The 23,879-nt window shown below is 33.3% G+C and carries 24 protein-coding genes and 1 pseudogene; 18 read left to right on the top strand and 7 right to left on the bottom strand.

Annotation, left to right across the window (positions count from 1 at the left end):
- The 4 genes from pgsC to ACZ267_RS01860 are packed head-to-tail and all read left to right on the top strand — an operon-like array spanning position 1 to position 3,308.
- Complete coding sequence (gene pgsC, locus ACZ267_RS01875) at positions 1 to 453, top strand: poly-gamma-glutamate biosynthesis protein PgsC (protein WP_002450119.1); 453 nt, start codon at positions 1 to 3, stop codon at positions 451 to 453.
- A gap of 26 nt (positions 454 to 479) precedes the next feature.
- The gene (locus ACZ267_RS01870) at positions 480 to 1,553 is read left to right on the top strand and encodes a CapA family protein (RefSeq protein WP_015364687.1); all 1,074 of its coding nucleotides are present in this window, start codon (positions 480 to 482) and stop codon (positions 1,551 to 1,553) included.
- Entirely contained in the window at positions 1,543 to 1,704 is a 162-nt protein-coding gene (locus tag ACZ267_RS01865; RefSeq protein ID WP_002466942.1) for a hypothetical protein, read from the top strand. Before ACZ267_RS01870 ends, ACZ267_RS01865 begins: the two co-directional genes overlap by 11 nt.
- A gap of 2 nt (positions 1,705 to 1,706) precedes the next feature.
- Positions 1,707 to 3,308 (top strand): gamma-glutamyltransferase, encoded by a 1,602-nt coding sequence (locus ACZ267_RS01860; protein ID WP_002466934.1) that lies wholly within the window; start codon positions 1,707 to 1,709, stop codon positions 3,306 to 3,308.
- A 53-nt stretch (positions 3,309 to 3,361) separates the two neighbouring features.
- Here the strand turns inward: ACZ267_RS01860 and ACZ267_RS01855 are convergent, their stop codons facing one another.
- Positions 3,362 to 4,048 (bottom strand): MBL fold metallo-hydrolase, encoded by a 687-nt coding sequence (locus ACZ267_RS01855; RefSeq protein WP_047211113.1) that lies wholly within the window; start codon positions 4,046 to 4,048, stop codon positions 3,362 to 3,364.
- A gap of 201 nt (positions 4,049 to 4,249) precedes the next feature.
- Between ACZ267_RS01855 and xylB the strand changes: the two genes are divergently transcribed.
- The 5 genes from xylB (at position 4,250) to ACZ267_RS01830 (ending at position 9,631) form a co-directional block, all read left to right on the top strand.
- Complete coding sequence (gene xylB / locus ACZ267_RS01850) at positions 4,250 to 5,728, top strand: xylulokinase (protein ID WP_463680280.1); 1,479 nt, start codon at positions 4,250 to 4,252, stop codon at positions 5,726 to 5,728.
- A gap of 921 nt (positions 5,729 to 6,649) precedes the next feature.
- Positions 6,650 to 7,693 carry a PTS sugar transporter subunit IIC gene (locus tag ACZ267_RS01845; protein WP_002466981.1) on the top strand — a complete coding sequence of 348 codons (1,044 nt, stop codon included), beginning with the start codon at positions 6,650 to 6,652 and terminating at the stop codon, positions 7,691 to 7,693.
- Between the two features lie 2 nt (positions 7,694 to 7,695).
- Positions 7,696 to 8,376 carry an L-serine ammonia-lyase, iron-sulfur-dependent subunit beta gene (gene sdaAB / locus ACZ267_RS01840; protein ID WP_015364688.1) on the top strand — a complete coding sequence of 227 codons (681 nt, stop codon included), beginning with the start codon at positions 7,696 to 7,698 and terminating at the stop codon, positions 8,374 to 8,376.
- A gap of 12 nt (positions 8,377 to 8,388) precedes the next feature.
- Entirely contained in the window at positions 8,389 to 9,288 is a 900-nt protein-coding gene (gene sdaAA / locus ACZ267_RS01835) for an L-serine ammonia-lyase, iron-sulfur-dependent, subunit alpha (protein ID WP_047211111.1), read from the top strand.
- A gap of 166 nt (positions 9,289 to 9,454) precedes the next feature.
- Positions 9,455 to 9,631 carry a hypothetical protein gene (locus ACZ267_RS01830; protein ID WP_002466971.1) on the top strand — a complete coding sequence of 59 codons (177 nt, stop codon included), beginning with the start codon at positions 9,455 to 9,457 and terminating at the stop codon, positions 9,629 to 9,631.
- Between the two features lie 27 nt (positions 9,632 to 9,658).
- On the opposite strand, the gene ACZ267_RS01825 is transcribed toward ACZ267_RS01830, so the two are convergent.
- Positions 9,659 to 10,162 (bottom strand): GNAT family N-acetyltransferase, encoded by a 504-nt coding sequence (locus tag ACZ267_RS01825; protein ID WP_002466984.1) that lies wholly within the window; start codon positions 10,160 to 10,162, stop codon positions 9,659 to 9,661.
- A 225-nt stretch (positions 10,163 to 10,387) separates the two neighbouring features.
- On the opposite strand from ACZ267_RS01825, the gene srtA reads away from it, so the two are divergent.
- Both srtA and ACZ267_RS01815 read left to right on the top strand, forming a co-directional pair.
- On the top strand, positions 10,388 to 11,002 hold the full coding sequence (gene srtA / locus ACZ267_RS01820; RefSeq protein WP_002466975.1) for a class A sortase SrtA: 615 nt from the start codon (positions 10,388 to 10,390) through the stop codon (positions 11,000 to 11,002).
- 171 nt (positions 11,003 to 11,173) lie between these two features.
- Positions 11,174 to 11,977, top strand: a complete 804-nt coding sequence (locus ACZ267_RS01815; protein ID WP_002466940.1) for a Cof-type HAD-IIB family hydrolase — start codon at positions 11,174 to 11,176, stop codon at positions 11,975 to 11,977.
- 62 nt (positions 11,978 to 12,039) lie between these two features.
- Here the strand turns inward: ACZ267_RS01815 and ACZ267_RS01810 are convergent, their stop codons facing one another.
- A complete protein-coding gene (locus ACZ267_RS01810) occupies positions 12,040 to 13,032 on the bottom strand; it encodes a D-lactate dehydrogenase (RefSeq protein WP_047211307.1) in 993 nt (330 codons plus the stop codon).
- 282 nt (positions 13,033 to 13,314) lie between these two features.
- On the opposite strand from ACZ267_RS01810, the gene ACZ267_RS01805 reads away from it, so the two are divergent.
- The 6 genes from ACZ267_RS01805 to ACZ267_RS01780 all read left to right on the top strand — a co-directional run bounded on the left by ACZ267_RS01805 (position 13,315) and on the right by ACZ267_RS01780 (position 18,876).
- Positions 13,315 to 13,977 (top strand): NAD(P)H-dependent oxidoreductase, encoded by a 663-nt coding sequence (locus tag ACZ267_RS01805; protein ID WP_002466985.1) that lies wholly within the window; start codon positions 13,315 to 13,317, stop codon positions 13,975 to 13,977.
- 183 nt (positions 13,978 to 14,160) lie between these two features.
- Positions 14,161 to 15,654, top strand: a complete 1,494-nt coding sequence (locus ACZ267_RS01800) for an aldehyde dehydrogenase family protein (RefSeq protein ID WP_079448987.1) — start codon at positions 14,161 to 14,163, stop codon at positions 15,652 to 15,654.
- Between the two features lie 184 nt (positions 15,655 to 15,838).
- Entirely contained in the window at positions 15,839 to 16,753 is a 915-nt protein-coding gene (locus tag ACZ267_RS01795; protein ID WP_047211109.1) for a phosphate/phosphite/phosphonate ABC transporter substrate-binding protein, read from the top strand.
- Between the two features lie 77 nt (positions 16,754 to 16,830).
- Positions 16,831 to 17,358, top strand: coding sequence for an LPXTG cell wall anchor domain-containing protein (locus tag ACZ267_RS01790; RefSeq protein WP_251509912.1), 528 nt, complete (start codon positions 16,831 to 16,833; stop codon positions 17,356 to 17,358).
- A gap of 183 nt (positions 17,359 to 17,541) precedes the next feature.
- The gene (locus tag ACZ267_RS01785) at positions 17,542 to 18,414 is read left to right on the top strand and encodes a helix-turn-helix transcriptional regulator (protein WP_002466959.1); all 873 of its coding nucleotides are present in this window, start codon (positions 17,542 to 17,544) and stop codon (positions 18,412 to 18,414) included.
- A 15-nt stretch (positions 18,415 to 18,429) separates the two neighbouring features.
- Positions 18,430 to 18,876, top strand: a complete 447-nt coding sequence (locus ACZ267_RS01780; protein WP_002466965.1) for a TM2 domain-containing protein — start codon at positions 18,430 to 18,432, stop codon at positions 18,874 to 18,876.
- A 41-nt stretch (positions 18,877 to 18,917) separates the two neighbouring features.
- Here ACZ267_RS01780 and ACZ267_RS01775 read toward each other — a convergent pair whose 3' ends face one another.
- Positions 18,918 to 19,724: a VOC family protein gene (locus tag ACZ267_RS01775; RefSeq protein ID WP_047211105.1), complete on the bottom strand. Its 807-nt coding sequence runs from the start codon at positions 19,722 to 19,724 to the stop codon at positions 18,918 to 18,920.
- Between the two features lie 140 nt (positions 19,725 to 19,864).
- Positions 19,865 to 20,170: a GNAT family N-acetyltransferase gene (locus ACZ267_RS01770; RefSeq protein WP_326129748.1), complete on the bottom strand. Its 306-nt coding sequence runs from the start codon at positions 20,168 to 20,170 to the stop codon at positions 19,865 to 19,867.
- A 140-nt stretch (positions 20,171 to 20,310) separates the two neighbouring features.
- Here ACZ267_RS01770 and ACZ267_RS01765 point away from each other — a divergent pair, with 140 nt between their 5' ends.
- On the top strand, positions 20,311 to 21,174 hold the full coding sequence (locus ACZ267_RS01765) for a PhzF family phenazine biosynthesis protein (RefSeq protein WP_047211103.1): 864 nt from the start codon (positions 20,311 to 20,313) through the stop codon (positions 21,172 to 21,174).
- Positions 21,175 to 21,229: 55 nt separating this feature from the next.
- On the opposite strand, the gene ACZ267_RS01760 is transcribed toward ACZ267_RS01765, so the two are convergent.
- Both ACZ267_RS01760 and aldA read right to left on the bottom strand, forming a co-directional pair.
- On the bottom strand, positions 21,230 to 22,108 hold the full coding sequence (locus ACZ267_RS01760; RefSeq protein ID WP_047211102.1) for a LysR family transcriptional regulator: 879 nt from the start codon (positions 22,106 to 22,108) through the stop codon (positions 21,230 to 21,232).
- A 262-nt stretch (positions 22,109 to 22,370) separates the two neighbouring features.
- Positions 22,371 to 23,798 (bottom strand): annotated as a pseudogene (gene aldA / locus ACZ267_RS01755) (aldehyde dehydrogenase).
- Positions 23,799 to 23,879 lie beyond the last annotated feature (81 nt).

Below are 23,879 nucleotides of genomic sequence, written 5' to 3'. Positions count from 1 at the left end.
ATGATAGGTTCAGAATTATATTTCTCCTTATTTGTAGGTGTCGTTCTCAGTCTTATTTTTGCTGAGAAATTTGGTATTAACCCTGCAGGACTGGTTGTACCAGGTTATTTAGCTTTAATTTTTGATCAACCCATCATGCTGTTATCAGTACTTATTATTAGTTGTTTAACATTCTTCATTGTAAATAATGGTATTAGTAAATGGGTTATTTTATATGGTAGAAGAAAGTTCGCAGCCATGATTCTAACAGGTATGGTATTGAAGTTTATATTTGATTTGATTTATCCATTGACGCCATTTGAAATGGTCGAAGTGTCCGGTATTGGGGTAGTAATTCCTGGTATCATCGCTAACACAATTCAAAAACAAGGTGTTGTAATAACATTATCATCTACTATGTTATTAACATGTATTACATATGTCATCTTGTTCTTATACAGTTTTATTAATTAATCAAGAACAAGGAGCGCGTAATAACAATGAAAAAGAAAAAACGATTAACGCCAAGCGAATGGTTGCTCAAACAATCTAAACGACATAAGCGTAGAAATACGTTGTATACAGCCATCGTCCTACTTATCGCTTTAGTATTAATAGTCTTCGCTATTCGCGCGGTCAAAGTAGTACCAGTTAAGAGTGATGCGAAAGATCCTAGCAGTATCCGAATGACATATTTAGGCAATATTACGTTAAATAAACATATTCGCCAAAATAATCTCAATAGTGTCTTTTCTGGTTTGCAAGATCCGTTGAAAAATAGTGATTTCTCAACAGCATCGCTATTAGTTAATGACTTTTCAAATGATCCTAAGAAAGAAATTGAAAAGAATTTAGAAAATATCATGTTCTTAAAGAAACAAAATATTAAAAGTGTCAATTTAATTAACCAAACAGCCGACAATGTTACAGCTAGAGACTTAATGGAGAAAGTAGAATCGCAAGCAGGATACAACTTCTTAACGGGTAATGGTTCAAACCCAATCAACAGTAAAACAATTCAACAAAATATTAAAGGTAAGAAAATTGCGAATGTATCCTTTACAGATGTTGAATCCAATTATGCAGAGCCACTAAAAAATACGACGTCTATTAGTTTAGATCCTGATATTTTTTATCCGTTAATCAAAAAGTTAAAAGAGAATAATGATTACGTCGTTGTTAATGTCGACTGGGGCATTCCTAATGAAAGAAATGTTACAGATCGTCAAAGAGAATATGCACATGCGTTATCAAAAGCAGGTGCTGATGTCATTATCGGTCATAATTCAGTTATTCAAAAAGTTGAAAAATATAAAAACACACCTATTTTTTATAGCCTAGGAAATACGACTTCAGATGATTTCCTATCTAAAAACCAAAAAGGTATGGTTGTTCAAGATGATTGGAAAGGTAAAAAACATAAGTTCCATCTTACACCAATACAATCTAAAGACGGTAAAATCTCACAAGATGATATGAATAAGATGGATCATAAACGTTTCCATAATAATATTAAAGATCAGTCAATCAATCTTAAAAAAGCTGACGATGGAGGTTATACATTTGAATATTAAAAAACATTGGCTACCCATTACTGTCGTTATTATAGTCGTCATCATTTTCCTACTCGTCATATTTGCAAGAGCGAATGAAGGTTTAGATAGTTATGAACAACAAGAACTGAAAAATGGAGAACAGCAATATCTTTCAAAAGGGGCCAGTTAGGAATGAACATATACAATAAAGCAACCTTGACTGTCATTTTAATTATTACCATTATTATTTCGTTCGTCTTTTATTACTTCACCTCAGATGAAAAGGTAGATAAAGATAAGCTATATGAAAATAAAATAGCTAATCATAAAAAGCCAGGAACTAAAAATTATGGTGTTGCATCCAATAATGCAATTGCTACAAAAATAGGTGAAAAGGTAATAGAAGATGGCGGTAATGCAACAGACGCAGCATTTGCAGTCTCTTATGCATTAGCAGTGACTGAGCCGCATTCATCTGGATTAGGTGGCGGTGGCGCAACGCTAACGTACGATGGTAAAGATGGCCAAGTACCAAACTTATACGAATATAAAACATATTCTTCTTATAACTTTAAACAAGGTGATAAAATCGGTACCCCTGGGTTTGTAAGAGGGATGCATGATATGCATGAAAAAGAAGGTAAGATGGATGAGAAGAAACTCTTTGATTACGTTATTCCACTTGCTAAAGATGGATTTGAAGTCGATTCAGAGTTAGAGCGTAGCTTGAAAATATATGGTTCTAAAATTGATCGAAATTCACCATTCTTTAAAGGTAAACAAACAGTGCGTGAAGGCGATGTAGTAAAACAGGAAAAACTAGCAGATACTTTAACTAAAATACGTGACAAAGGTCCCGATTACTTCTACAAAGATGTAGGTAAAAGCGTTTCTAAACAACTAGATAATAAACTAACTGAAAAAGACTTTACGACATTTAAGACTGAAAAGAAAGAACCAGTAAGTACAGATTATTTAGGTAACAAAGTTTATTCAGCTTCTAATCCACTAGGTGGGACATTAACACTACAAGGTCTGAAAATTGATGAAAAGGAAAATCAAGATACCGCTGATCGAAATAGCTATATTAAAGGTATCTTGGAATCCAGAGATATCATGTATAGTAACCGTGATGTTGTTAATGGCGCAGAGCCAAGTAGTGAAGAACATTTATCTGATGACTACTTATTAGGTGAACTTAATAAGGTCAATGTTGGTACAGCAGGCGAAGGTGGTAGTGATTTCAACCCTATCCAAACAGATAACACTAGTACAACACACTTTGTTGTGATTGATAAACAAGGTAAAGTTGCAAGTACAACAAACACGTTATCAAGTTACTTTGGTTCTGGTGACTTTATGAAAGAAGGATTCTATATGAATAACTCATTAGGCGACTTCTCTAAATCACCATCAAGTCCAAACTATGGTGAAAAGCATAAAGCACCACGTTCATTTATTTCACCATCTATCATCGTTGGTACAGATTTCTATATGGGTATCGGTACACCAGGTGGTAACAAGATTCCAACGATGTTAAATGAAGTCATAGTCGATTATTTAAGAGGTGACGGTACGTTACAAGAAGCAGTAGATAAACCACGTTTCTATAATGATGGTGGCACGATTTACTATGAAAATGCGATTGATGATAAAGATTTAGACATCTTCAAGAGTATGGGATATGCTGTGAAAGAAAAGCGTAACGATCCAAACTTTGGTAGTGTTCAAGGCGCTGTGTATGATAAGAAAAACAAAAAGGTAGATGTCGGATCTGACGTTGGTAACAGATAAGGCAATACTATTAAAAAAGACGTGAGGCAAAGGCCCCACGTCTTTTTTTAATATTAACTATTTTCTCCATTACGGACACGGTCAATAATATTTTGAATTTGTTGTTGCTTTTCCTCTTCATTTTCAACAAAATAAGCAAATGGACCTTCTTTAATAGAAACCCAAGGTACGAGCACATCAAAGTCTAACGTTTTAATCAATTCAAGGCTTTGAATCGAGCGTTCTCTATCACTAGAGCCTAATATAACAGTACGCCATGAGTCACCTTCGAAACATAAGAAGTCGCCAGTAAATAAGTAACGATGCTCACCGTTATCCCATAGAAACATCGTCGTACCAGGTGTATGTCCTGGTGTAGGAATCACTTCTAAATCATCATATAACATTTGGCGTTCATTGAAATAATCCTGAATTGTTATTGAGCGCGTGAGTGCCTTGGCATCATCTTGGTGTATGATATACGGCATATCAAGTTGGTTAGGACCGCCTAAAGATTCATGATCATGATTCATTAAAACTTTAGCAGCGCCTCCCAATTGTTGAATGTCTGGTTGAACGTCTTTTAAATGACCAGAGTGATAAATGACTATATTGTCACCTTCACGTTCTAAAATAAATGATTTAAATTCAAAACGAGGATCAAAAGGTAATTGAGTTGTTGGCGTTGCATAAAGTCCTTGAGCAATTTGGTGTAATTGATTATATGGTTGTGATTGATTATCTTTATATTGATTGGTCATTATAATTCATCCCTTTAATTATTTAATAATTACAAAATTACCCCTTTATATAAAGAATTAATCATAAAAAAGCTAAAATAGACAGTATGAAAGGTGTATATTAAGATAGTGATGAGTACTGGAATAAGATAGTTATAAGACCGACATATGTTGATGAATATCATAATGGACAAATGATTATAGATAAAGGAAGTGTGCCATTTGAAAGAAGTTGTATTAGGTATCGATTTAGGAACAAGTTCAATCAAAGTAATAGCTGTTAATCAACAAGGGGACGTCATTGAGTCTGAGAATGCGCCATTATCATTAATCCAAGAGCAAAGTGGATATAGTGAGCAAGATCCTGAAGCTTGGTTCCAAGCAACTAAAAAAGCGATTTTAGCATTAATGTCATCATCTAAAATGGAAGGTTATGTTGTCAAAGGAATGTCATTTTCAGGTCAAATGCATGGTTTAGTCATTGTTGATAAAGAGGGATACGTCTTGCGTAATGCAATTCTGTGGAATGACACTAGAAACTCTGAACAATGTCGACAAATCATAGACAAATTTGGTCATAGAGTTAATGAAAACCCTGTTTTAGAAGGATTTACTTTACCTAAAATACTTTGGGTACAACAACATGAGCCTAACATATGGAAAAATGTAGATTACTTTATGTTACCAAAAGATTATTTGCGTTATCGTCTCACAGGGAACATACACATGGAATATAGTGATGCTGCAAGTACATTATTATTGAGTCCAAAGACGAATCAATGGACTAAAGATTTAGGAGATACTTTTGAAATTGGTGATATATATCCGCCACTTGTTGATTCACATGCATTTACAGGTAACGTTTTACCTACAATTGCTGAGGAGCTTGGTTTAAATGAAGATGTAGCCACATTTGCAGGTGGTGGTGATAATGCATGTGGAGCCATAGGTGCTGGTGTGATACATGATAAAGAGACCTTATGTAGTATTGGGACATCCGGTGTGATTTTAAATGTCGAACATCAAAGCGTAACAGAATATGATAATAATCTACATTTCTTTAATCATGCGATACCGCAAACTTACTATGCAATGGGTGTAACTTTAGCTGCTGGATATAGCTTAAATTGGTTAAAACATACCTTTTTTGAAGAAGAAAGTTTTGATCAACTAATACAGTTGGCAAGTCAATCTACGATAGGCGCGAACGGCTTACTATTTGCACCATACTTAGCAGGTGAACGTACACCTCATGGTGATGCAACGATTCGCGGTAGTTTCATAGGGATAAGTGGTCAACATACTAAGGCAGATTTCGTTAGAGCAGTGATTGAAGGTATCACGTATTCATTATATGACTCTATACAACTTATTCGACAAGCAGGCAATGAAATTAATACCGTCATCTCTATTGGAGGCGGCGCGAAAAGTGATTTTTGGTTACAATTACAAGCAGATGTTTTTAATACGTCAGTTAAGAAGCTAAAACATGAAGAAGGGCCTAGCATGGGGGCAGTTATCATTGCGGCATATGGTCTAGGTTGGTATCAAACATTTGAAGAGTGCGTTAATGATTTCATTCAGGTAGAAAATGTATTTAAACCTAATACGGATAAGCATCAACAATACGAGTATTACCATAATATTTATAAAGATATGTACAAGCATACTAAAGATATGACGGCTAAACTTATTAAATAAATGTGAGGTAGATTGGAATAAATAGACGGCTTCCAATCTACTATTTTTTATACTAAAGAAGCGTGTTGTGTAATTATTAGAAAAATCTGAAATTTTATATTGACAAAATTAATTTAAAATCGTTTAATATACATATAAAAATACTTCGTTTTATTTTAAAACTACATTATTCCTCGAAAATCGTATCAATCAACTTAAATAGACTCCTTTTTATCACTTACAACTTCAGTATTATGATTGCTTTACACCACTCATTTTTAATACAGTAACAATTTTCTATCCACATTTAAAAACTTATCCTTTCTACTCAAGCTATCTAATAGACATTCACATCTTTAAATTTAAATCTGAAATTTTTAAATGCTATTCCAACAACCACTATCCTTAATCTTCTACAAAAGGATCCTTAATTTGCCAGAGAGGAGCATCCGAATATGACGTATGATATAAAAAGGGGAAGAGGGCCACCAGTTAATGACAATCTTGACATAGTTAAGGGATTACAGTAATTGAATAAACTCAAAAACATCAAGTTTAATTGATGTAAAAACTCACTCAAATTTATAACATTCATATTTATGGGTTTCTTACACAAATTTATGGTAAGAAACCCTAAAAAATTGTGAGCGATTTGTTACAAAATAAGTGTATAAGCGTTAGAATAGAAAGGTCGTCAAAATAATTGAGAGAATATAGTTGAAAAGAGTAAGTTTACATCGCCGGGATTTTTCATGTAGAATGCAACATACAAGGGAAATTACTGATAAAGTGTATATTTGCATTTTAAATATGAATTATACAATTAATTCGTGAAACATTTCACAATTTAGTCTTATTTAAATCTTTTTAATTATTGAAATCGCTTTCTTAAGGGTGTACGATAACTATGGCCTAAAAATAAAAAAGTGAGGTTTTGGGGAAATGAATATTATCTTAGGAGTGGGTACACTTGTACTAGTACTTATCATCATGACGCTATTCTTAAAATTTGCACCTTACGGTAAACAAGGATTGCAAGCTTTATCGGGGGCTGCATGTGCAACGTTTTTACCTCAAGCGTTTTTAAGTTATGCAATTGGTGGCGTATTCCACATCAAATTTTTACAAGAAATCGGTGATTTAGCAGGAAGTTTAAGTGGTATAGCAGTAGGGATACTTACTTGTTTAAACTTAGGCGTATCTCCAGTGTTTGCAGTTATCGTTGGTTTAGTGTTACATGATTTTAAACTATTACCAGCATTTATTGCAGCGTATATTGTAGCTTTTGGAATTAAATTAATAGAGAAAAAAGTTCCAGAAGGACTAGATTTAATTGTTGTTATTTTATTGGCTCCAGCAATTACATTTGGTTTAGCAAGCGTGATCACACCAGGAGTTATGGCAACACTTAAACAAATTGGTAGTGCGGTTACTTCAGTTGGCGACAATAACCCTTATGCACTAGCAATCATTTTAGGACTAGTTATACCGGTTACAGGTATGACACCATTAAGTTCAATGGTATTAACAAGCTTATTAGGTTTAACAGGAGTACCAATGGCAATCGGTGCAATGACATGTATGGGAAGTTCATTCGTCAATTATGTCTTATTTAGTCGATTACACATTGGTGGTAAATCTAAAGCATTTGCAGTAGGTATCGAACCATTAACACAAATTGATTTAATTGCTCAATATCCAGTACAACTATATGGAACGAATGCATTAATTGGAATGGTAAATGCTTGTATCGTAACATTTATGGGCGTAGTGATCGGCGTAAAAGGTATGGCCACACCAATTGCCGGCGCGATTGTCTTATTTGGATTTAATGAACCAATGAAAGCAATTATTACAATTGTCATTGTTGCAATCGTAAGTATCATATTGGCATTAATCATGAGTACAATTATCAAGAAATTTAACTTAATGAATTTAAGTTTAAATGTACCGAGCAGAAAGAACCAAGTTAAGGAGAGTGTTTAATGATGGCTAAAAGCTATGATTATCAAAGTGCATTCGATATTATTGGTCCAGTTATGATGGGACCGTCAAGTTCTCATACAGCCGGAGCAGTAAAAATCGGTAACTCAGCAAGAGCTGTTTTAGGTGATGTGCCTAAAAGCTTAGAAATTCGTTATTATGAATCTTTTGCTAAAACACATCAAGGACACGGAACAGACGTAGCTGTAGTTGGCGGTGCAATGGGCTACAGTACATTTGATAACAGAATTAAATCAGCATTAGACATCGCTAAAGACGAAGGCATCGCTGTTGAAATTATTGAAGATGAAGGTGAAAGTATTGGACAACATCCAAACTGTGCCTACATTAAAGCTGATGATGCAAATGGACGTCATATCGAAGTCATTGGTATTTCAATTGGTGGCGGAACAATCAAGCTTAAAGGTATCCATGTGAATGGACTAGAAGTAGAAATGAACCACGGGTTACCTATTTTAGAAGTTGATGGTCCTGCTGATAAAGCACAAATTAATCATTTGATTAATGACTTAAACGATATGGAAATTGAATACAAAGATGAATTAACACAAGTTAATGATGATAAAAGTTTAGTGGTTCTGCCATTGAATAAATCAATCAAAGAATCAACATTAGACACAATTAGAGAAAAATACAGTGATTTTAACGTTTCCTATATTAATTAAGGGGGATTCAAGATGTTTGATTCAATTAGAGAAACAATAGATTATGCAGTAGAAAAAGATATGGCATTTGCAGATATCATGATCCAAGAAGAAATGGAACTTAAAGGTCTTACTCGTGATGAAGTGCGTGCCAACATGAAACAAAACTTAGATGTTATGAGAGATGCTGTTGTTAAAGGTACTACGGGCGAAGGTGTAGAAAGTGTAACTGGCTACACAGGACATGACGCAGCAAAACTTCGTGACTATAATGAAAATAATCATGCACTATCGGGACATGAAATGATTGAAGCGGTTAAAGGTGCAGTTGCTACAAATGAAGTTAACGCAGCAATGGGTATTATTTGTGCGACACCTACAGCTGGTTCCTCGGGTACTATCCCAGGTGTATTATTTAAATTAGAAAAAACACATGATATTACAGAAGATCAAATGATTGATTTCTTATTCACAGCTGCATTATTCGGAAGAGTCGTAGCTAATAATGCAAGTGTGGCAGGAGCAACAGGTGGTTGCCAAGCAGAAGTTGGTTCAGCATCTGCAATGGCCGCAGCTGCAGCAGTATCAATTTTCGGTGGTTCACCGGAATCTTCAGGCCATGCTATGGCTTTAGCAATTAGTAATTTACTTGGTCTAGTATGTGACCCAGTTGCAGGTTTAGTTGAAATCCCATGTGTGATGCGTAATGCCATTGGTTCAGGCAATGCATTGATTTCAGCAGACCTTGCATTAGCAGGAGTAGAAAGTAGAATTCCAGTTGATGAAGTTATCAGTGCTATGGATAAAATTGGTAGAAACTTACCAGCATCATTACGTGAAACTGGTTTAGGTGGTCTAGCAGGTACGCCAACTGGTGAAGAAATTAAACGTAAAATCTTTGGCGAAGCTGAAGATATGGTGAAAAACAAATAATATTTTGTATCATTAAGCACTTAAGAGTACATAAGCTCTTGAGTGCTTTTTTCATATAATAGAGTTAATGAGCAGGAAAGTAATAAATTTATTTTTCTAAAAATTAAAAAAATTCATTGCAAAAGTTCAGCCCTATCACTAAAATAATTTAAAAGGGGCTGATGCAATGCTACGATTAACATTAATTTTTATAGCATTCATCATTAACACAACGATAACGTATTTGTGGACGACAGAGGGAACTTGGGTGAATTTATTATTCAAATCATTATCGCTAAGTATGATCATTGTGTTCATGTTTTACTATATTCGTTTTGTTATTGAAAACAGAGGTAATCAATGAGATTAAGTCATGGAAGTCAATTCCTACTTAATCTCTTTTTACGTTGTACAAATCAAGTTGGTAAAATGCAAGGTCGAGCCATTGGTCAAATTTATACCCAGCATGTTTAATTGTGCCAGAGTGAATGAAGCCAAATTTATCATGCAATTTAATACTACCTTTATTAGAGGAATCAATACCTGCTACTAGTATGCGGTAATCATTGTCTTTAGCTTCATCAATCAGTTTTGATAACAATTGTGATGCAATACCATGATGTCTATATTCTGGATGAATGTAAATAGAATGTTCGATGGTATATAAATAAGCAGGCCAATTTCTAAAAGGGCCATAAGTTGCAAAACCTTGTACGATACCCTCTTTTTCAAATACAAAAATAGGATCACCGTTTTGTTGTTTATGTTTAAACCATGCCTGTCTTTCCTCTATAGTAGTTGGATGATACGTGTATACTGCAGTCGTATTGATAATAGCGTCATTATAAATATCTAGTATTGAAGTTAAATCCGATTGTTGTGCTTGTCTTATCATGTTCGTCACCTCAATAACTATTAGATACTAATTTAAAACTAAAAACAAGACATACGTAATGACATCCTTATAAGAATATTTAATGGATTTTACATCATTCAATGAATTGAATACTTTATTCAAAGATTATGTAATATGAATATTTAATGATATACTGATATCAAAATATAGAAATAGCTAAATCTGAAATGATTTTCATTGTATTTAACTAAAGGAGTAACATATATGAAGAAATGGACCAATCGATTACTGACTATAGTTGGTGTTGTATTAATATTAGTAGCAATTTACTTATTTGCTAAACCTCATATCGATAATTATCTACATGAAAAGGATAATAACGATAAAATCGAAAATTATGATAAAAAAGAAAGTAACGATAGTAGTCAATCTAAGGATAAAGCACCCGAAATCCCTAAAGATAAATCAAAGATGGCAGGTTATATTAAAGTGCCAGATGCAGAAATTGAGGAACCTGTTTACCCAGGACCTGCTACACCTGAACAATTAAATCGTGGTGTAAGTTTTGCTGAAGGTAACGAATCATTAACAGATCAAAACATTTCTATTGCAGGACATACATTTACCGATCGCCCACATTATCAGTTTACAAATTTAAAAGCAGCTAAAAAAGGCAGCAAAGTGTATTTCAAAGTAGGAAATGAGACTCGAAAATATAAAATGACAAGTATCCGTGATGTTGATCCATCTGATGTTAAAGTCTTAGACGAACATAAAGGCGAGAAAAATCAATTAACATTAATTACTTGTGATAATTACAACAAAAATACAGGCGTTTGGGAAAAACGTAAAATATTTGTAGCTAAACAGATTAATTAATCCAATTAGTATAGACTGGGACATCAACAAATGGTGTCTCAGTTTTTATATTTTTTCTGTCTTGAAAGAAATTTCAAAGTCTGAATATAGTTTCAGGATGTGCCGTGAATCTTCATCACTATTGAATTGTTGTCTATAATGAACGTAAAGATTGGATGAGGGGGATTAAACGTGATTAAGGCAATTGCAGTTGATATGGATGGGACATTTTTAGACTCAAATAAACAATATGATCATGAAAGATTCGAACGTGTATTTAAAGCGTTGAAGGAACAAGGCATTGAATTTATAGCTGCGAGTGGAAACCAATATGCTAAATTGAAGTCAATATTTGGTGAAAGGGATATGTTCTTTATCTCAGAAAATGGTGCTGTTATTTATAAAGGCAATGCATTATATCAATATCGCAGTTTTAATCATCAAGATTACCAAGATGTGATTGATTATCTACATAAAGATAGACAGATTGATCAAATGGTAATATGTGGATTAGAAAGTGCTTATATTTTAGAAGATACACCGGAAGCATTTAAAGAAGATACACGATTCTACTATCATCAATTAAATGAAATTACGCAATTAGAAGATTTACCTGAAGATGAATTTGTAAAAATCGCGTTAAATATTAATAGGCAGACACATCCACATTTAGATGAAGAACTAAAAGTACGTTTTCCAAATACAATTAAGTTAGTATCGAGTGGGCATGATAGTATCGATATCATTATGCCCAATATGACGAAAGGACAAGCATTGGCCAGACTATTGGACGTTTGGGAAATGCAACCTTCAGAATTGATGGCATTTGGTGATGCGAATAATGACAAGGATATGTTAGAGTTAGCTCAATATAGTTATGTGATGAAAAATAGTCAGGATAAAACGTTGTTTGATATAGCTTATGACGTCGCGCCAAGTAATGATGACCAAGGGGTATTAACTACAATTGAAAATGTAGTACTTAATCTTAAATAATCAAAGACGCGTTGTGTTGATCATCGGTTTAGATCACTACAACGCGTCTTTGATATGTGATTTTAGTTTAAACGTGTCTCACAAGTACCTGTGTTAATTACAGATAGTGATGCATTTAAACCGCCCTCAACAAGGTTTTGTACAGCTTCATCAGAGAAAAATGCAATATGCGGTGTAACTAAAATATTTTCATTGTCGATGAGTTCTAATAATGTGTCATCTTCAATTTCTTTATTTGTCCAATCAAATGTGAAATAAGGTGCTTCAAATTCATAAGTATCAATAGCCGCACCATATAATGGACCGTGATTAACAGCATCAATCAAATCTGGTGTGTTGATCACAGCACCACGAGCGGCGTTTACTAGTACTGCACCTTCTTTGACTTGAGAAAACATCGCTTTGTCGAACAAGTGATAACTTTCTTTATTAGCAGGTATATGTAATGAAATGATATCAGCACCATTAATAGCTTCTTCAACAGATGATTGATATTCAATGAAATCTAATGATTCATTTGGATATGCATCATAACCCACAACTTTAGCACCAAAGCCAGCATAAATTTTAGCTGTTGCAGCGCCGATTCTACCAGTCCCTATAATGGCTACAGTCATATTTTTAACTGGACGTGACATAATAGGCGCAGCCCAAGTAAAATTATGATCTTGTACACGTTTTTCAATTGCAGGGAATTTACGTACTAATTGTAATGCGATAGATACAGCATATTCCGCAATAGTTTCAGGTGAATAGCTAGGCACGTTTGAAATAATAATATTGTGCTTTTTAGCCAATTCTAAATCGTACATATCAAAGCCAGCAGTTCGTTGTGCAATTTGTTTAATGCCATATTCCTCTAGTTTAGGATAAACTTCCTCTTCAAGTTTACCGAATTGCATTGTAGTAACACCGTCATAATCTTTAAGTTGATCAACGGTTTCTTTACTTAATAACTCAGGTGACGTAGTAACTTCAATATTATTCTTTTTACCCCAGTTTAACGCCATATCCTTTTCATATTCTCTTGTACCGAAAAACATAATTCTTGTCATCATTGTTTACCTCATTTCTCAAATATAAGAAAACTAAAAATAACTAATAATATAAAATATATAAGTAAGACTGAAACTTACAATCACATTATATTGTGAAACTTTTCACAAATCAAGAGAAATATTAATTTTTCTTTTAAATAAGATAAATTAAGGATTAAGATGTTACATTTTTTTAATTAATCAATTATTAAGACACATGGGTTCAGTTCAAATATTTTTTCAGAAAGGTCAACTAAGCTATAATTTATAGTATAAAGAAATGAATAGGAGGCAATATAAATGAGCGATATGAATCAAACAATCATTGATGCGTTTCATTTTAGACATGCAACAAAACAATTTGATGCATCTAAAACTATTTCAAACGAAGATTTTGAAACAATACTAGAAGCAGGTAGATTATCTCCAAGTTCACTAGGTTTAGAACCTTGGAAATTTGTAGTAGTTCAAAGTAAAACGCTTCGAGATAAGTTAAAACCATATAGTTGGGGTGCTCAAAAACAATTAGATTCCGCTAGTCATTTCATGCTTATTTTTGCACGTAAAAATGTAACATCCCAATCACCATATGTACAAAATTTAGTGAAAAATGTTAAAGGATATGAAGAGAGTACAATCCCTGCAGTGTATAAAAAGTATGATGACTTCCAAACAGAATTCCATATCAATGATAACGAACGTACATTATATGACTGGGCTTGTAAACAAACATATATTGCCTTGGGTAATATGATGACAAGTGCAGCTTTATTAGGTATAGATTCATGTCCAATTGAAGGGTTTGATGTAGATACAGTGACTCAAATCTTATCAGATGAAGGTATTTTAGATACTGAAAACTTCGGCATTTCAGTTATGGCAGCATTTGGTTATCGTGCAGGTGAACCGCCTCATGGTAAAGTTCGTCAAACACAAGATGATGTAGTTAAATGGATTAACTAAAAATACACATGGCTTCTTAAACTATGATTTATATAGTATAAGAAGTCTTTTTTGATTCAAATTTTGAAACAATGAGCATCTTGTTTTATTTTCATAATTGAAGTCGTTACAATGTTAATAAGAAAAAGTAAACGTTTACATTTCCGAAAGTATTTCAAATAAAATTAAAAAGGAAGGGATACTATGGCAAATATTAACGTAAGAGATTATATCGATGAACGATACGGATTATTTATTAACAATGAATTCCAACAAAGTGAAACTGGAGAAACACTGACAGTGACTAACCCAGCGAATAGTGAAGAATTAGCGGAAGTCGCAAAAGCAAGTCAAAAAGACGTGGATAAAGCAGTTGAAGCGGCTACAAACGCATTTGATAGTTGGAGTAAAATTTCTAAAGAAGAACGCGCAGACTATTTACTAGAAATTAGCCGTAAAATTCATGAGAATGCAGAACGATTCGCGACAATTGAATCATTACAAAATGGTAAACCATATAGAGAAACATCTACAATTGATGTACCAATGGCAGCAAATCAATTTAAATATTTTGCAAGTGTGTTAACAACTGATGAAGGTTCAGTAAATGAAATTGATCACAATACGATGAGTTTAGTTGTACATGAACCTGTAGGTGTTGTAGGTGCTGTTGTGGCATGGAACTTCCCAATTTTATTAGCTTCTTGGAAGTTAGGTCCTGCACTTGCAGCAGGTAATACTGTTGTGATTCAACCATCATCATCAACACCATTAACACTAATTGAATTAGCTAAAATCTTCCAAGAAGTATTACCAAAAGGTGTTGTTAATGTATTAACTGGTAAAGGTTCTGAATCAGGAGACGCGATTTTCAATCATGAAGGTGTCGATAAATTGTCATTCACTGGTTCTACAGATGTAGGTTATGGTGTAGCAAAAGCAGGTGCAGAACGCATTGTTCCTACAACATTAGAACTTGGTGGTAAGAGTGCCAATATTATCTTTGACGATGCAAATATTGATCAAGTGATTGAAGGTGTGCAATTAGGTATTTTATTCAACCAAGGTGAGGTATGTAGTGCCGGTTCTAGATTGCTCGTTCAATCATCAGTTTATGACAAATTACTCCCAAAATTAAAAGAAGCTTTTGAAAACATTAAAGTTGGCGATCCATTTGCAGATGATATTAAAATGGGAAGTCAAACTGGTGGAGAACAAATGGAAAAAATTCAAAGCTATGTAAAATTAGCTGAAGATGATCCAAATGCAACAATTCTTACAGGTGGTCACAGACTTACTGATAATGGTCGAGATAAAGGCTTCTTCTTCGAGCCAACGATTATTGAATTAAATGACAATAGCCATCAGCTAGCACAAGAAGAAATTTTTGGACCAGTTGTTGTTGTTGAGAAATTTGAAGACGAACAAGAGGCTATTCAAATTGCCAATGATTCTGAATATGGATTAGCAGGTGGTATCTTTACAACGAATCTAAACCGCGCATTAAATGTTGCTAAAGCGATTCGAACAGGACGTATCTGGATTAATACGTACAACCAAATTCCAGCAGGCGCGCCATTTGGTGGATATAAAAAATCTGGTATTGGTCGTGAAGTGTACAAAGATGCCATTAAAAACTATCAACAAGTTAAAAATATCTATATTGATACTTCAAACGAAACAAAAGGTCTTTATTAATAGGACATAGTATCAATCATGCGATAACCCTTTCATCAAAGTAGATGAAAGGGTTATTTATATTTTTAAAATGATAATAACAACGAATATTAAATTTTTGAGAAAGGCACATATTTAATTAATAATAATGTATAATGCAATTAATATATTTATATATTAATATGAATTATGGAGTAAAGTGAAAATGAAAAAAATGATTATATTAGTATTAATGTTTATGTCGTTAATGCTAATACTGATTGGTTGTAGTCATTCTAAACAACAAACGCAAAAGAAAGATTATAAACCGGAAGTGTTAAACGTAGAATTTGTTCCATCTCAACATAGCGAGACACTCAATGCAAAAGTGAAACCATTACAAAAATTACTCTCTAAAGAATTAGGTATTCCAGTAAAAGTACATATTTCAACGAACTATAATACCATGGTTGAAGCATTAAAATCGAAAAAAGTTGATGTCGCCTTTATATCACCTGTGTCTTATACTATTGCACATGATCAAGGTGCTGCCGATGTACTTTTAAAATCAAAGGGTTACTTGGTAGACAAAGAAGGTAATAAAACGAAAAAGCTTGTTGACTACTATCGCTCACAAATTGTAGTAAAGAAAGATAGTGATATTAAGGATTTAAAAGATTTAAAACATAAAAAGGTAGGTCTACAGGATGTTGAATCAACATCGGGCTATATTTATCCTTTGGCAAGCTTAAAAGATAAAGGCATCTCACTTAATGATATTCACACGAAACAAATTAAAGGTTACGATCAAGCTTTAATTGCTTTATTAAATAATGATGTGGATGCAGTTGCTACATACCAAGATGCGCGTGCAGACTTGAAAAAAGATTATCCTCAAATATATCAAGATACCAAAGTCATTTATCGTAGTGATAAAATTCCTAATGATACTATTTCTACTAGAAGTGACATGAGCCCATCTTGGAAAGACAAAATTAGTAATGCGTTTATGCATATTAGTGAAACCAATAAAGGTAAAAAAGTAATAAGTGAAATTTATGGACATGAAGGCTATGAAAAAGCACATGATAAAGACTTTGATAAAGTGAGAGAATATAGACAGAAAATAGATAGTAATTAAATTTTAGCAAAAGGACATTACATGACCACTGCATTGATTAAACTGTAAGCGTATTAAACAAATGGAGGTCATGGATGATGAAAAAAGGATTAATTGCAACAACACTAGCAGGAACAGTTTTAGCGACAGGTGTGTTAACTGGACAAGCACATGCTGCAGAACAAAAACAACCGATTTATGTGTTTACGGAAAAGCAATTTAATGAACATAGAACAGGTGAAACTGAAGGATTTGGTGGGGGACCAGGTTCAGATGTAGGCGTGGTAATGGGTAATGAAACGTACCAACAGTATTTACAACGTGTTAAAGCAGGTCAATATAATGCCGAACATTCTGGATTACCAATTAAATATGTGTATCCTAAAGACGCTGAACAAAACAACATACAACAACCTAATCAAAATAATACAAACATGAATCATCAATCATCAACACCACAAACTGTGGCTAATGCTCAGCAACAGCCGGAGCAATCAAGCCAAGCAACTGTATTACCTGAAACTGGACAACAAACTTCAAATAGCGGTGTTATATTAAGTAGTATTTTAGGCGTCATCGGTAGTGCCGTGTTATTGATTAGCCGCAAATTTAAGCAACAAGCATAAGTATTATCGCTTCAATCATTGAAATATTTGAAATGATGTAGAGGAATGGTCGCAATACTTTGTTCTTAAAGAATCAAGTATCACGACTTTCCTCTCATTTTTATATCATTTTTTAGAAATAAAGAACAAAAAGACAATATGTGTCCATGGCATTTCTTATAATTTTACTAGGAGTTGATTGTTTTGGATAAAGCGACCCGAGTACTCAATTTATTTACTCGATTAATAAATGAAAATGTTGTGCTTACCTCAGATTTAACAGACTTAACAGATGTGAGTTCAAAATCCATTCAAAGAGATATAAATACGATCAATTTATTTTTTTATGAAAGTGATTTTTGGAGATTTCAACAAACAAAAGTGATTTATAATCGACGTCTTAATGGATATCAGTTAATTAATGACGCATATAATCAAAAAAGCTTACGACTCATAAGTTTATTGATTAAGATTAAAAGTTTAACACCAACACTACACAAGGAAATTTTTAACTTATTCGAGAGGGAAATTAATAGCCAAAATGTAGAAAATCAGAAAGTGTTGAAGTCAGTGTTAAATCATTTTAATTTAAGGGAAGAATCATTGCCAGGATATCAATTAATGACTTTACAAAGGGCGATTACACAACAACGCAATGTTAGATTTCAAATCGAGGGTCAAAACGACAAAATTGTAATCAAACCATTATCTCTAATGTACATGCATTATGACTATTGGTTAACGTACGAATATAAGAAGGAAGTATCAACAATTTCTGTACGTTCGATAAGCGATATCAATGTATTAGAATCACATTTTAATCATGTTCATACGAAGACACCTATCACATTTGAAATTAATAAACAAATTTGGGAACAATTTAAGCAACAATTTTCAATTCAAAACATGATTGAAGAACGTGAAGATACATTAATCGTAGAAGTGAATTGTACCGATTTAGATGCATTTTACATATCCTATCAATTAGCTCCGCTAGCAAGAATGTTAGGACCACAACAGTTAATCGATCAATTTGTGAATCGTTTAGAAGTAATTAAAAGGCAATATACTAATTAATGGGAGATTACATTTATGAATTTAGAAGAAAAAAATTATATCGAGAATCAAGTGACCAATCGGTCTAAGCAAATGAGTGTAGCGTATATTTTATGGTTTTTCTTAGGTGGATTAGGGGGACATCGTTTTTATCTAGGTAAGACTGGCTCAGCAGTAGGATTATTAATTTTAACATTAACGACAGCATGGTTTACATTCGGTATTCCAACCATTATCTGGCTCATTATTGATGCTTGTCTTATTCCGGGGATGATTGAGGAAAATAAGGAAAAGGTTAGACGACATGCGACAGAAGAAGTATCAATGATGAATCACAATTCAAATCACAACTATAATCCATACCAAGACCAATATGCACAACAAGGTCAATTTAATCAAGCGCAACCGCAAAACGGACAACAGCACTTTAATCAAGGGGCAAATGAAGAAGTAACAGAACAACAATTTAATCAAAATCAATAAAGCATAACAAAAAAGGTAGGACAAAGTGTCCTACCTTTTTATTATGCTTGAGGTACTTTAGTTTGATCTGAGTGCAAGTGTACAGTCAAGCCCTCTGGTGAAGTTAAAGTCTCTTCAGTTTGATTTGGTTTATAAATATCAAAGCCAGTTAAACCGTAACTATTTTCATTATCTTCGCGTTTTTTACTTGATTGCCAAGTGTTAGTTGCTAAATGATGATGATATTGATTTGTAGACATAAACAAAGCTTGAGGTAATTTAGATACATGTTGAAAACCAATTTGGTTAATATAAAAATCTTTAGCTTCTTCAATATTATGTGTTTTTAAGTGAAGATGACCAATTTTAGCATTATCAGGCGCACCGTCCCAACCATCTTCAGTTCTTTCTAATAATAATTTAGGACCGTCAACTTCAAGTGTATCCATTTTAACGAAGCCATCATTCCAAGTCCAACCGTCACTTGGGCGGTCGCTATATACTTCAATACCATTACCTTCTGGATCATTGAAATAAAAGGCTTGGCTCACTAGATGATCGCCAGCACCGATGCGCATACCTTTATTTGCTACGAAGTATAAGAAATTTGCTAAATCTGTATCTGTTGGTAATAAATAAGCAATATGGAATAAACCAGCTTCTGAAACGGCAGGTTGTCTACCATCTTTAAGTACATTCATCGTAAGTGTATGGCCACTGTTGCCAATACCTAGAATTGCTTTATCTTCTGTTTGTGATAATACTGTAAATCCAAGAATATTTGTATAGTAAGTGATCATTGTATCTAAGTCTTTAACGTTTAAATTGATATTTGTAATTTGTGTTGCAGTAGTGTCATGAAATGCCATTTTAAATCCCCGCTTTTCTCTTTTGTAATATATTTATTATAACAGGTATAAAAAGTATATTCAAGTAAAACTTTCAAAAAAAGATGTGGAATAATGTAAATGGTGCCATTATCCCACATCTATTTGAGTATTCTTTAAAATTAACCTAAATATACATCTTGTACTTGCTCATCTTTTTCAAGAACTGCTTTAGCAAATGGGCAAGATGCAATGATTTTTAAATTATTTTCACGTGCGTAATCTACAACTTTATATACTAATTTTTTACCTAAGCCTTGACCACCAAGTTCATCGGCAACACCAGTATGATTAATATCAATTTCGTTATTATCTACAGATTTAAAAGTAATAACTGCTTGTGCATTGTTTTCATCTTCACCAACATAAAATCGTTGATTGCCTTGTTTAATTTCTTCAGCCATGAGGCATCGCTCCTTTTTGAATATATAGTATATATTTATCACTAAATGGAAAAGATAAACATATTACAATACGGTTTAGGACATAAAGCACGATTGTTGATCATTTACATCATTAAATAAAATTGCTAATCTAAATTTAATTAAATGACTAAGGTGGGGATGTTATGACACAGTTAAAATATATGCAAGTGGATGTATTTGCGAATGAATTTTATAAAGGAAATCCTGTAGCAGTTGTATTTGGAGCGGATCATTTAACGGATCAACAAATGAAAGATATTGCACGATGGACGAATTTATCTGAAACGACATTTGTGTGTCAGCCAGACAATGAATTGGCAGATTATCGTTTGCGTATTTTTACGCCTAATAATGAACTACCATTTGCAGGACATCCCACAGTAGGGGCATCATTTGCGGTATTACAAAATGGTACGATACCTAAAAATGAGCATTATTTAATCCAAGAGAGTGGCGTTGGTTTAGTGAAAATAGATATAGATCAAGATAAAACATTCTTTAGTCTTCCTGAACCAAAAGTTTCCCAAATAGAAGTGAAACAATTAGACGGTATTATTAAAAGTTTAGACCTTACAAAACAAGATATTGAAAGAGCTGAAAAAGTGAATATCGGTGCTGAATGGTTAACTTTTCAGTTGAAAGATGCACAAAGTGTAAGGGATTTACAGCCTAATTTTGAATTAATGAGTAAGTTTATTTACCCTGGTACGACAGGTGTTACAGTTTTTGGTTCATATGACTCTGAAGACGACGTTCAATTTGAAGTTCGTTCTTTTGCACCTAATGAAGGAGTGAATGAAGATCCAGTATGTGGCAGTGGGAATGGTTGTGTCGCAGTGATGGTTGAACGATATGATTTAGTAAAAGACGATGAATATACCAATACTCAAGGTTGTTGTATCGGTAGAAATGGAAAAATTAATGTAAAACAAGAACAACCTTTAAAAATAGGAGGGCAATCAAATACAATTATAGAAGGTTATATCACTGTAAAAGAAGATAAATAATAAAAGGGTGAATTGAAACAGGCATGAAGCAGTTTGTTTCAATTTACCCTTTTTATTATATTTTAAAGTAGCGTTCATGTTTGATTAAATAGTTTTCAATAAACTTGAAAAAGGCTTCGTTTGCCGGATTGAGGGTCGTATCTTTTAAAGTTGAAAGATAAATAGGTTGATTGAAAATAAACTCTTCATCTTCGATATAAGGCAAGTTGAGGTCTCTACATGATGAAATAGGTAGAAAGGAAAAGTTATTTCGTTTTGATAATACTGAGGATATGAAGTGGTCATCTACATAATTTTCATTATCAACGGTTATATGTTTATAAGATAAGATTTCTTTAAACATACGATTAAATTCTGTATTTTGAGAAGAAAATAAAAATGATTTATACAAATTAGAATCCCGTAAATCAATGTGTTGACCATCTAAATATTTAGGATATGTGAGTACAATATCTTCAGTAATAATTTGTTTACAATGAATTTGAGGATGTGTCAGCGCCATAGTATTTAATGTAAAGTGAATGTGTTGAAATAATAATTTTTGAATCATTTCACTGTTACTAATAATATCAATGTTAAAGTTATTATCTGGATATTGATCGATAAATTGGTCAAATATAGTCATCATAAAACGACTACTAGATGTTGCAAAACGAACGGTATGTAGACGCATTGCTTCATTCTCATTAATGACATCAGTGACTTGGCTTAATTCATTAAAAATAGTATGTGCCGACTCAAGTAGAAGTTGACCACTTTCTGTTAATTGAATGCTACGTCCTTTTTTAATAAATAATTGCGTATTTAATTCATTTTCTAATTTTTTAATGGTCATACTAAGTGCTGGTTGGCTAATGTATAACTTTTGTGCTGCTACAGTATAGTTTAAATATTCGGCAACATAAGTAAAATATTTTAAATGTAATAACTCCATGTAGGACCTCCTTTTAGATGAATTGAAAATGTTAAGATTCGTTTTAAATAAGCCTCTCTCAATATTTTATTTGAGAGAGACAGGTAATTGATTTATAGATCATTTGTTTGATTTGTTTGTTGTGATAATTAATATAATTACATTATACCTTTATTTTAAATCTTATTACAGGTATTAGACCTATGCAAATTGCAAAGGATAAAGTTATTTAAATGTATATTAAGCAATAAAAAAGAGCACATATTGATGTGCTCATGAACTATTATTGATATCTAATATAAGAAACTGTCGTGTTGTAATATTCCTCGAAACCATGAATACCATCGGCACCACCAAGGCCAGATTCTCTCCAACCGGCATGATAGCCATTCACGACTTCTTCTGCTTCACAATTGGCATATACTTCACCAAATTTGAGTCGTTCCGTAGCTGTCATGACTTCTGATAAATCATTAGAAAAGATATATGAAGATAGTCCTGCATTAGTGTCATTAGCGTCATCAATGACTTGCTCAAAGTTTTGATAAGTTGTGATAGCTAAAACAGGTCCGAATATTTCTTCTTTAAAGACAGCGTCTGTTTGTTTAACATGATCAAGTACTGTTGGTGCATAGAAGTAACCAGGACGATCTAGTATATGACCACCTAATAAAAGTACAGCACCATTTTGTACTGCTGCTTGTACTTTATCATCAATACTATTTAATTGGGTTTTATTGATAATCGCACCGAAGTCAGTTTTATCGTCTAATGGATCTCCGACTGTAAGAGATTTCATTTTTTCTGTGACTTTATCTACAAATGTATCATGGATATCTTCATGCACAAAAATGCGTTCCGGGCATGTACATACTTGACCTGCATTTTTAATACGTGCAGTGACAATATAATCTACGGCTTTATCTATATTAGCATTAGGTGTAACAATCACTGGTGCATTGCCACCAAGTTCTAAATTGACTTTTTTAACTGTACTTGCTGCATTTTCGAATACTGCTTTACCAGCACGCATACTACCAGTTAATGAAATAAGTTGGATATCTTTATGTTGTGCTAATTGCGTACCTACTGTTTCGCCTGTGCCTGGTACAATTTGAACGAGTCCTGCAGGAATGGTAGATGCCTTGAATAGTTGAGCTAGACGTAATGTGAGTAACGTTGTTTCTTCGCTTGGTTTAATAACTACAGAACAACCTGTTACGATAGCAGGAATCACTTTACGTAATAATACTAAAATAGGTGCATTCCAAGGCACAATGCCAGCTGTGACACCAATAGGCTTTTTAGTGAGTTGAATTGTTTCATTCTCTACACTATTTTGTAATACTTCTCCCTTATTACTCATACTTAAACTAGTCATATAGTCAATAAATTGTATGGATTTATCGATTTCGCCTTGAGCTTCAGCTAATGTTTTACCCTGTTCTTTAACGTATAATTGAGCTAGCTCATCTTTATTTTGTTCAAATAGAGGAATAAGCAATTTAACATGTTCGGCACGGGTAGGTTGTGGGATTTTTTCCCATTCTCATTGTGCTTGTTTCGATTTTTCGATAGCTTGATTGACTTCATCCTTTGTCGCGAATGTGATAGTATCTATCTTTTCTCCAGTAGCTGGATTAATCACATCCATAGTTTCATTCGAGTTACTTTCAATAAATTCGTTATTAATAAATAATTGATTCGTCATCTCAAACACCTCCATAATTTATATTCCCTAAACTAACGATGATTAAATATAAAAAAAGGTCGGCATGGAAATATGCCAACC

The organism is Staphylococcus sp. AC872 (assembly GCF_979255425.1).
The sequence above is the reverse complement of the archived record's forward strand: the minus strand, read 5'-3'. Positions and strand labels throughout refer to the sequence as shown.

Excerpts from the sequence above, each read along its gene's own strand:
- pgsC (WP_002450119.1), top strand. The coding sequence starts at position 1 with ATGATAGGTTCAGAATTATATTTCTCCTTATTTGTAGGTGTCGTTCTC.
- ACZ267_RS01870 (WP_015364687.1), top strand. The coding sequence starts at position 480 with ATGAAAAAGAAAAAACGATTAACGCCAAGCGAATGGTTGCTCAAACAA.
- ACZ267_RS01860 (WP_002466934.1), top strand. The coding sequence starts at position 1,707 with ATGAACATATACAATAAAGCAACCTTGACTGTCATTTTAATTATTACC.
- ACZ267_RS01855 (WP_047211113.1), bottom strand. The coding sequence starts at position 4,048 with ATGACCAATCAATATAAAGATAATCAATCACAACCATATAATCAATTA.
- ACZ267_RS01845 (WP_002466981.1), top strand. The coding sequence starts at position 6,650 with ATGAATATTATCTTAGGAGTGGGTACACTTGTACTAGTACTTATCATC.
- sdaAB (WP_015364688.1), top strand. The coding sequence starts at position 7,696 with ATGGCTAAAAGCTATGATTATCAAAGTGCATTCGATATTATTGGTCCA.
- sdaAA (WP_047211111.1), top strand. The coding sequence starts at position 8,389 with ATGTTTGATTCAATTAGAGAAACAATAGATTATGCAGTAGAAAAAGAT.
- ACZ267_RS01830 (WP_002466971.1), top strand. The coding sequence starts at position 9,455 with ATGCTACGATTAACATTAATTTTTATAGCATTCATCATTAACACAACG.
- ACZ267_RS01825 (WP_002466984.1), bottom strand. The coding sequence starts at position 10,162 with ATGATAAGACAAGCACAACAATCGGATTTAACTTCAATACTAGATATT.
- srtA (WP_002466975.1), top strand. The coding sequence starts at position 10,388 with ATGAAGAAATGGACCAATCGATTACTGACTATAGTTGGTGTTGTATTA.
- ACZ267_RS01810 (WP_047211307.1), bottom strand. The coding sequence starts at position 13,032 with ATGACAAGAATTATGTTTTTCGGTACAAGAGAATATGAAAAGGATATG.
- ACZ267_RS01805 (WP_002466985.1), top strand. The coding sequence starts at position 13,315 with ATGAGCGATATGAATCAAACAATCATTGATGCGTTTCATTTTAGACAT.
- ACZ267_RS01800 (WP_079448987.1), top strand. The coding sequence starts at position 14,161 with ATGGCAAATATTAACGTAAGAGATTATATCGATGAACGATACGGATTA.
- ACZ267_RS01795 (WP_047211109.1), top strand. The coding sequence starts at position 15,839 with ATGAAAAAAATGATTATATTAGTATTAATGTTTATGTCGTTAATGCTA.
- ACZ267_RS01790 (WP_251509912.1), top strand. The coding sequence starts at position 16,831 with ATGAAAAAAGGATTAATTGCAACAACACTAGCAGGAACAGTTTTAGCG.
- ACZ267_RS01780 (WP_002466965.1), top strand. The coding sequence starts at position 18,430 with ATGAATTTAGAAGAAAAAAATTATATCGAGAATCAAGTGACCAATCGG.
- ACZ267_RS01775 (WP_047211105.1), bottom strand. The coding sequence starts at position 19,724 with ATGGCATTTCATGACACTACTGCAACACAAATTACAAATATCAATTTA.
- ACZ267_RS01765 (WP_047211103.1), top strand. The coding sequence starts at position 20,311 with ATGACACAGTTAAAATATATGCAAGTGGATGTATTTGCGAATGAATTT.
- ACZ267_RS01760 (WP_047211102.1), bottom strand. The coding sequence starts at position 22,108 with ATGGAGTTATTACATTTAAAATATTTTACTTATGTTGCCGAATATTTA.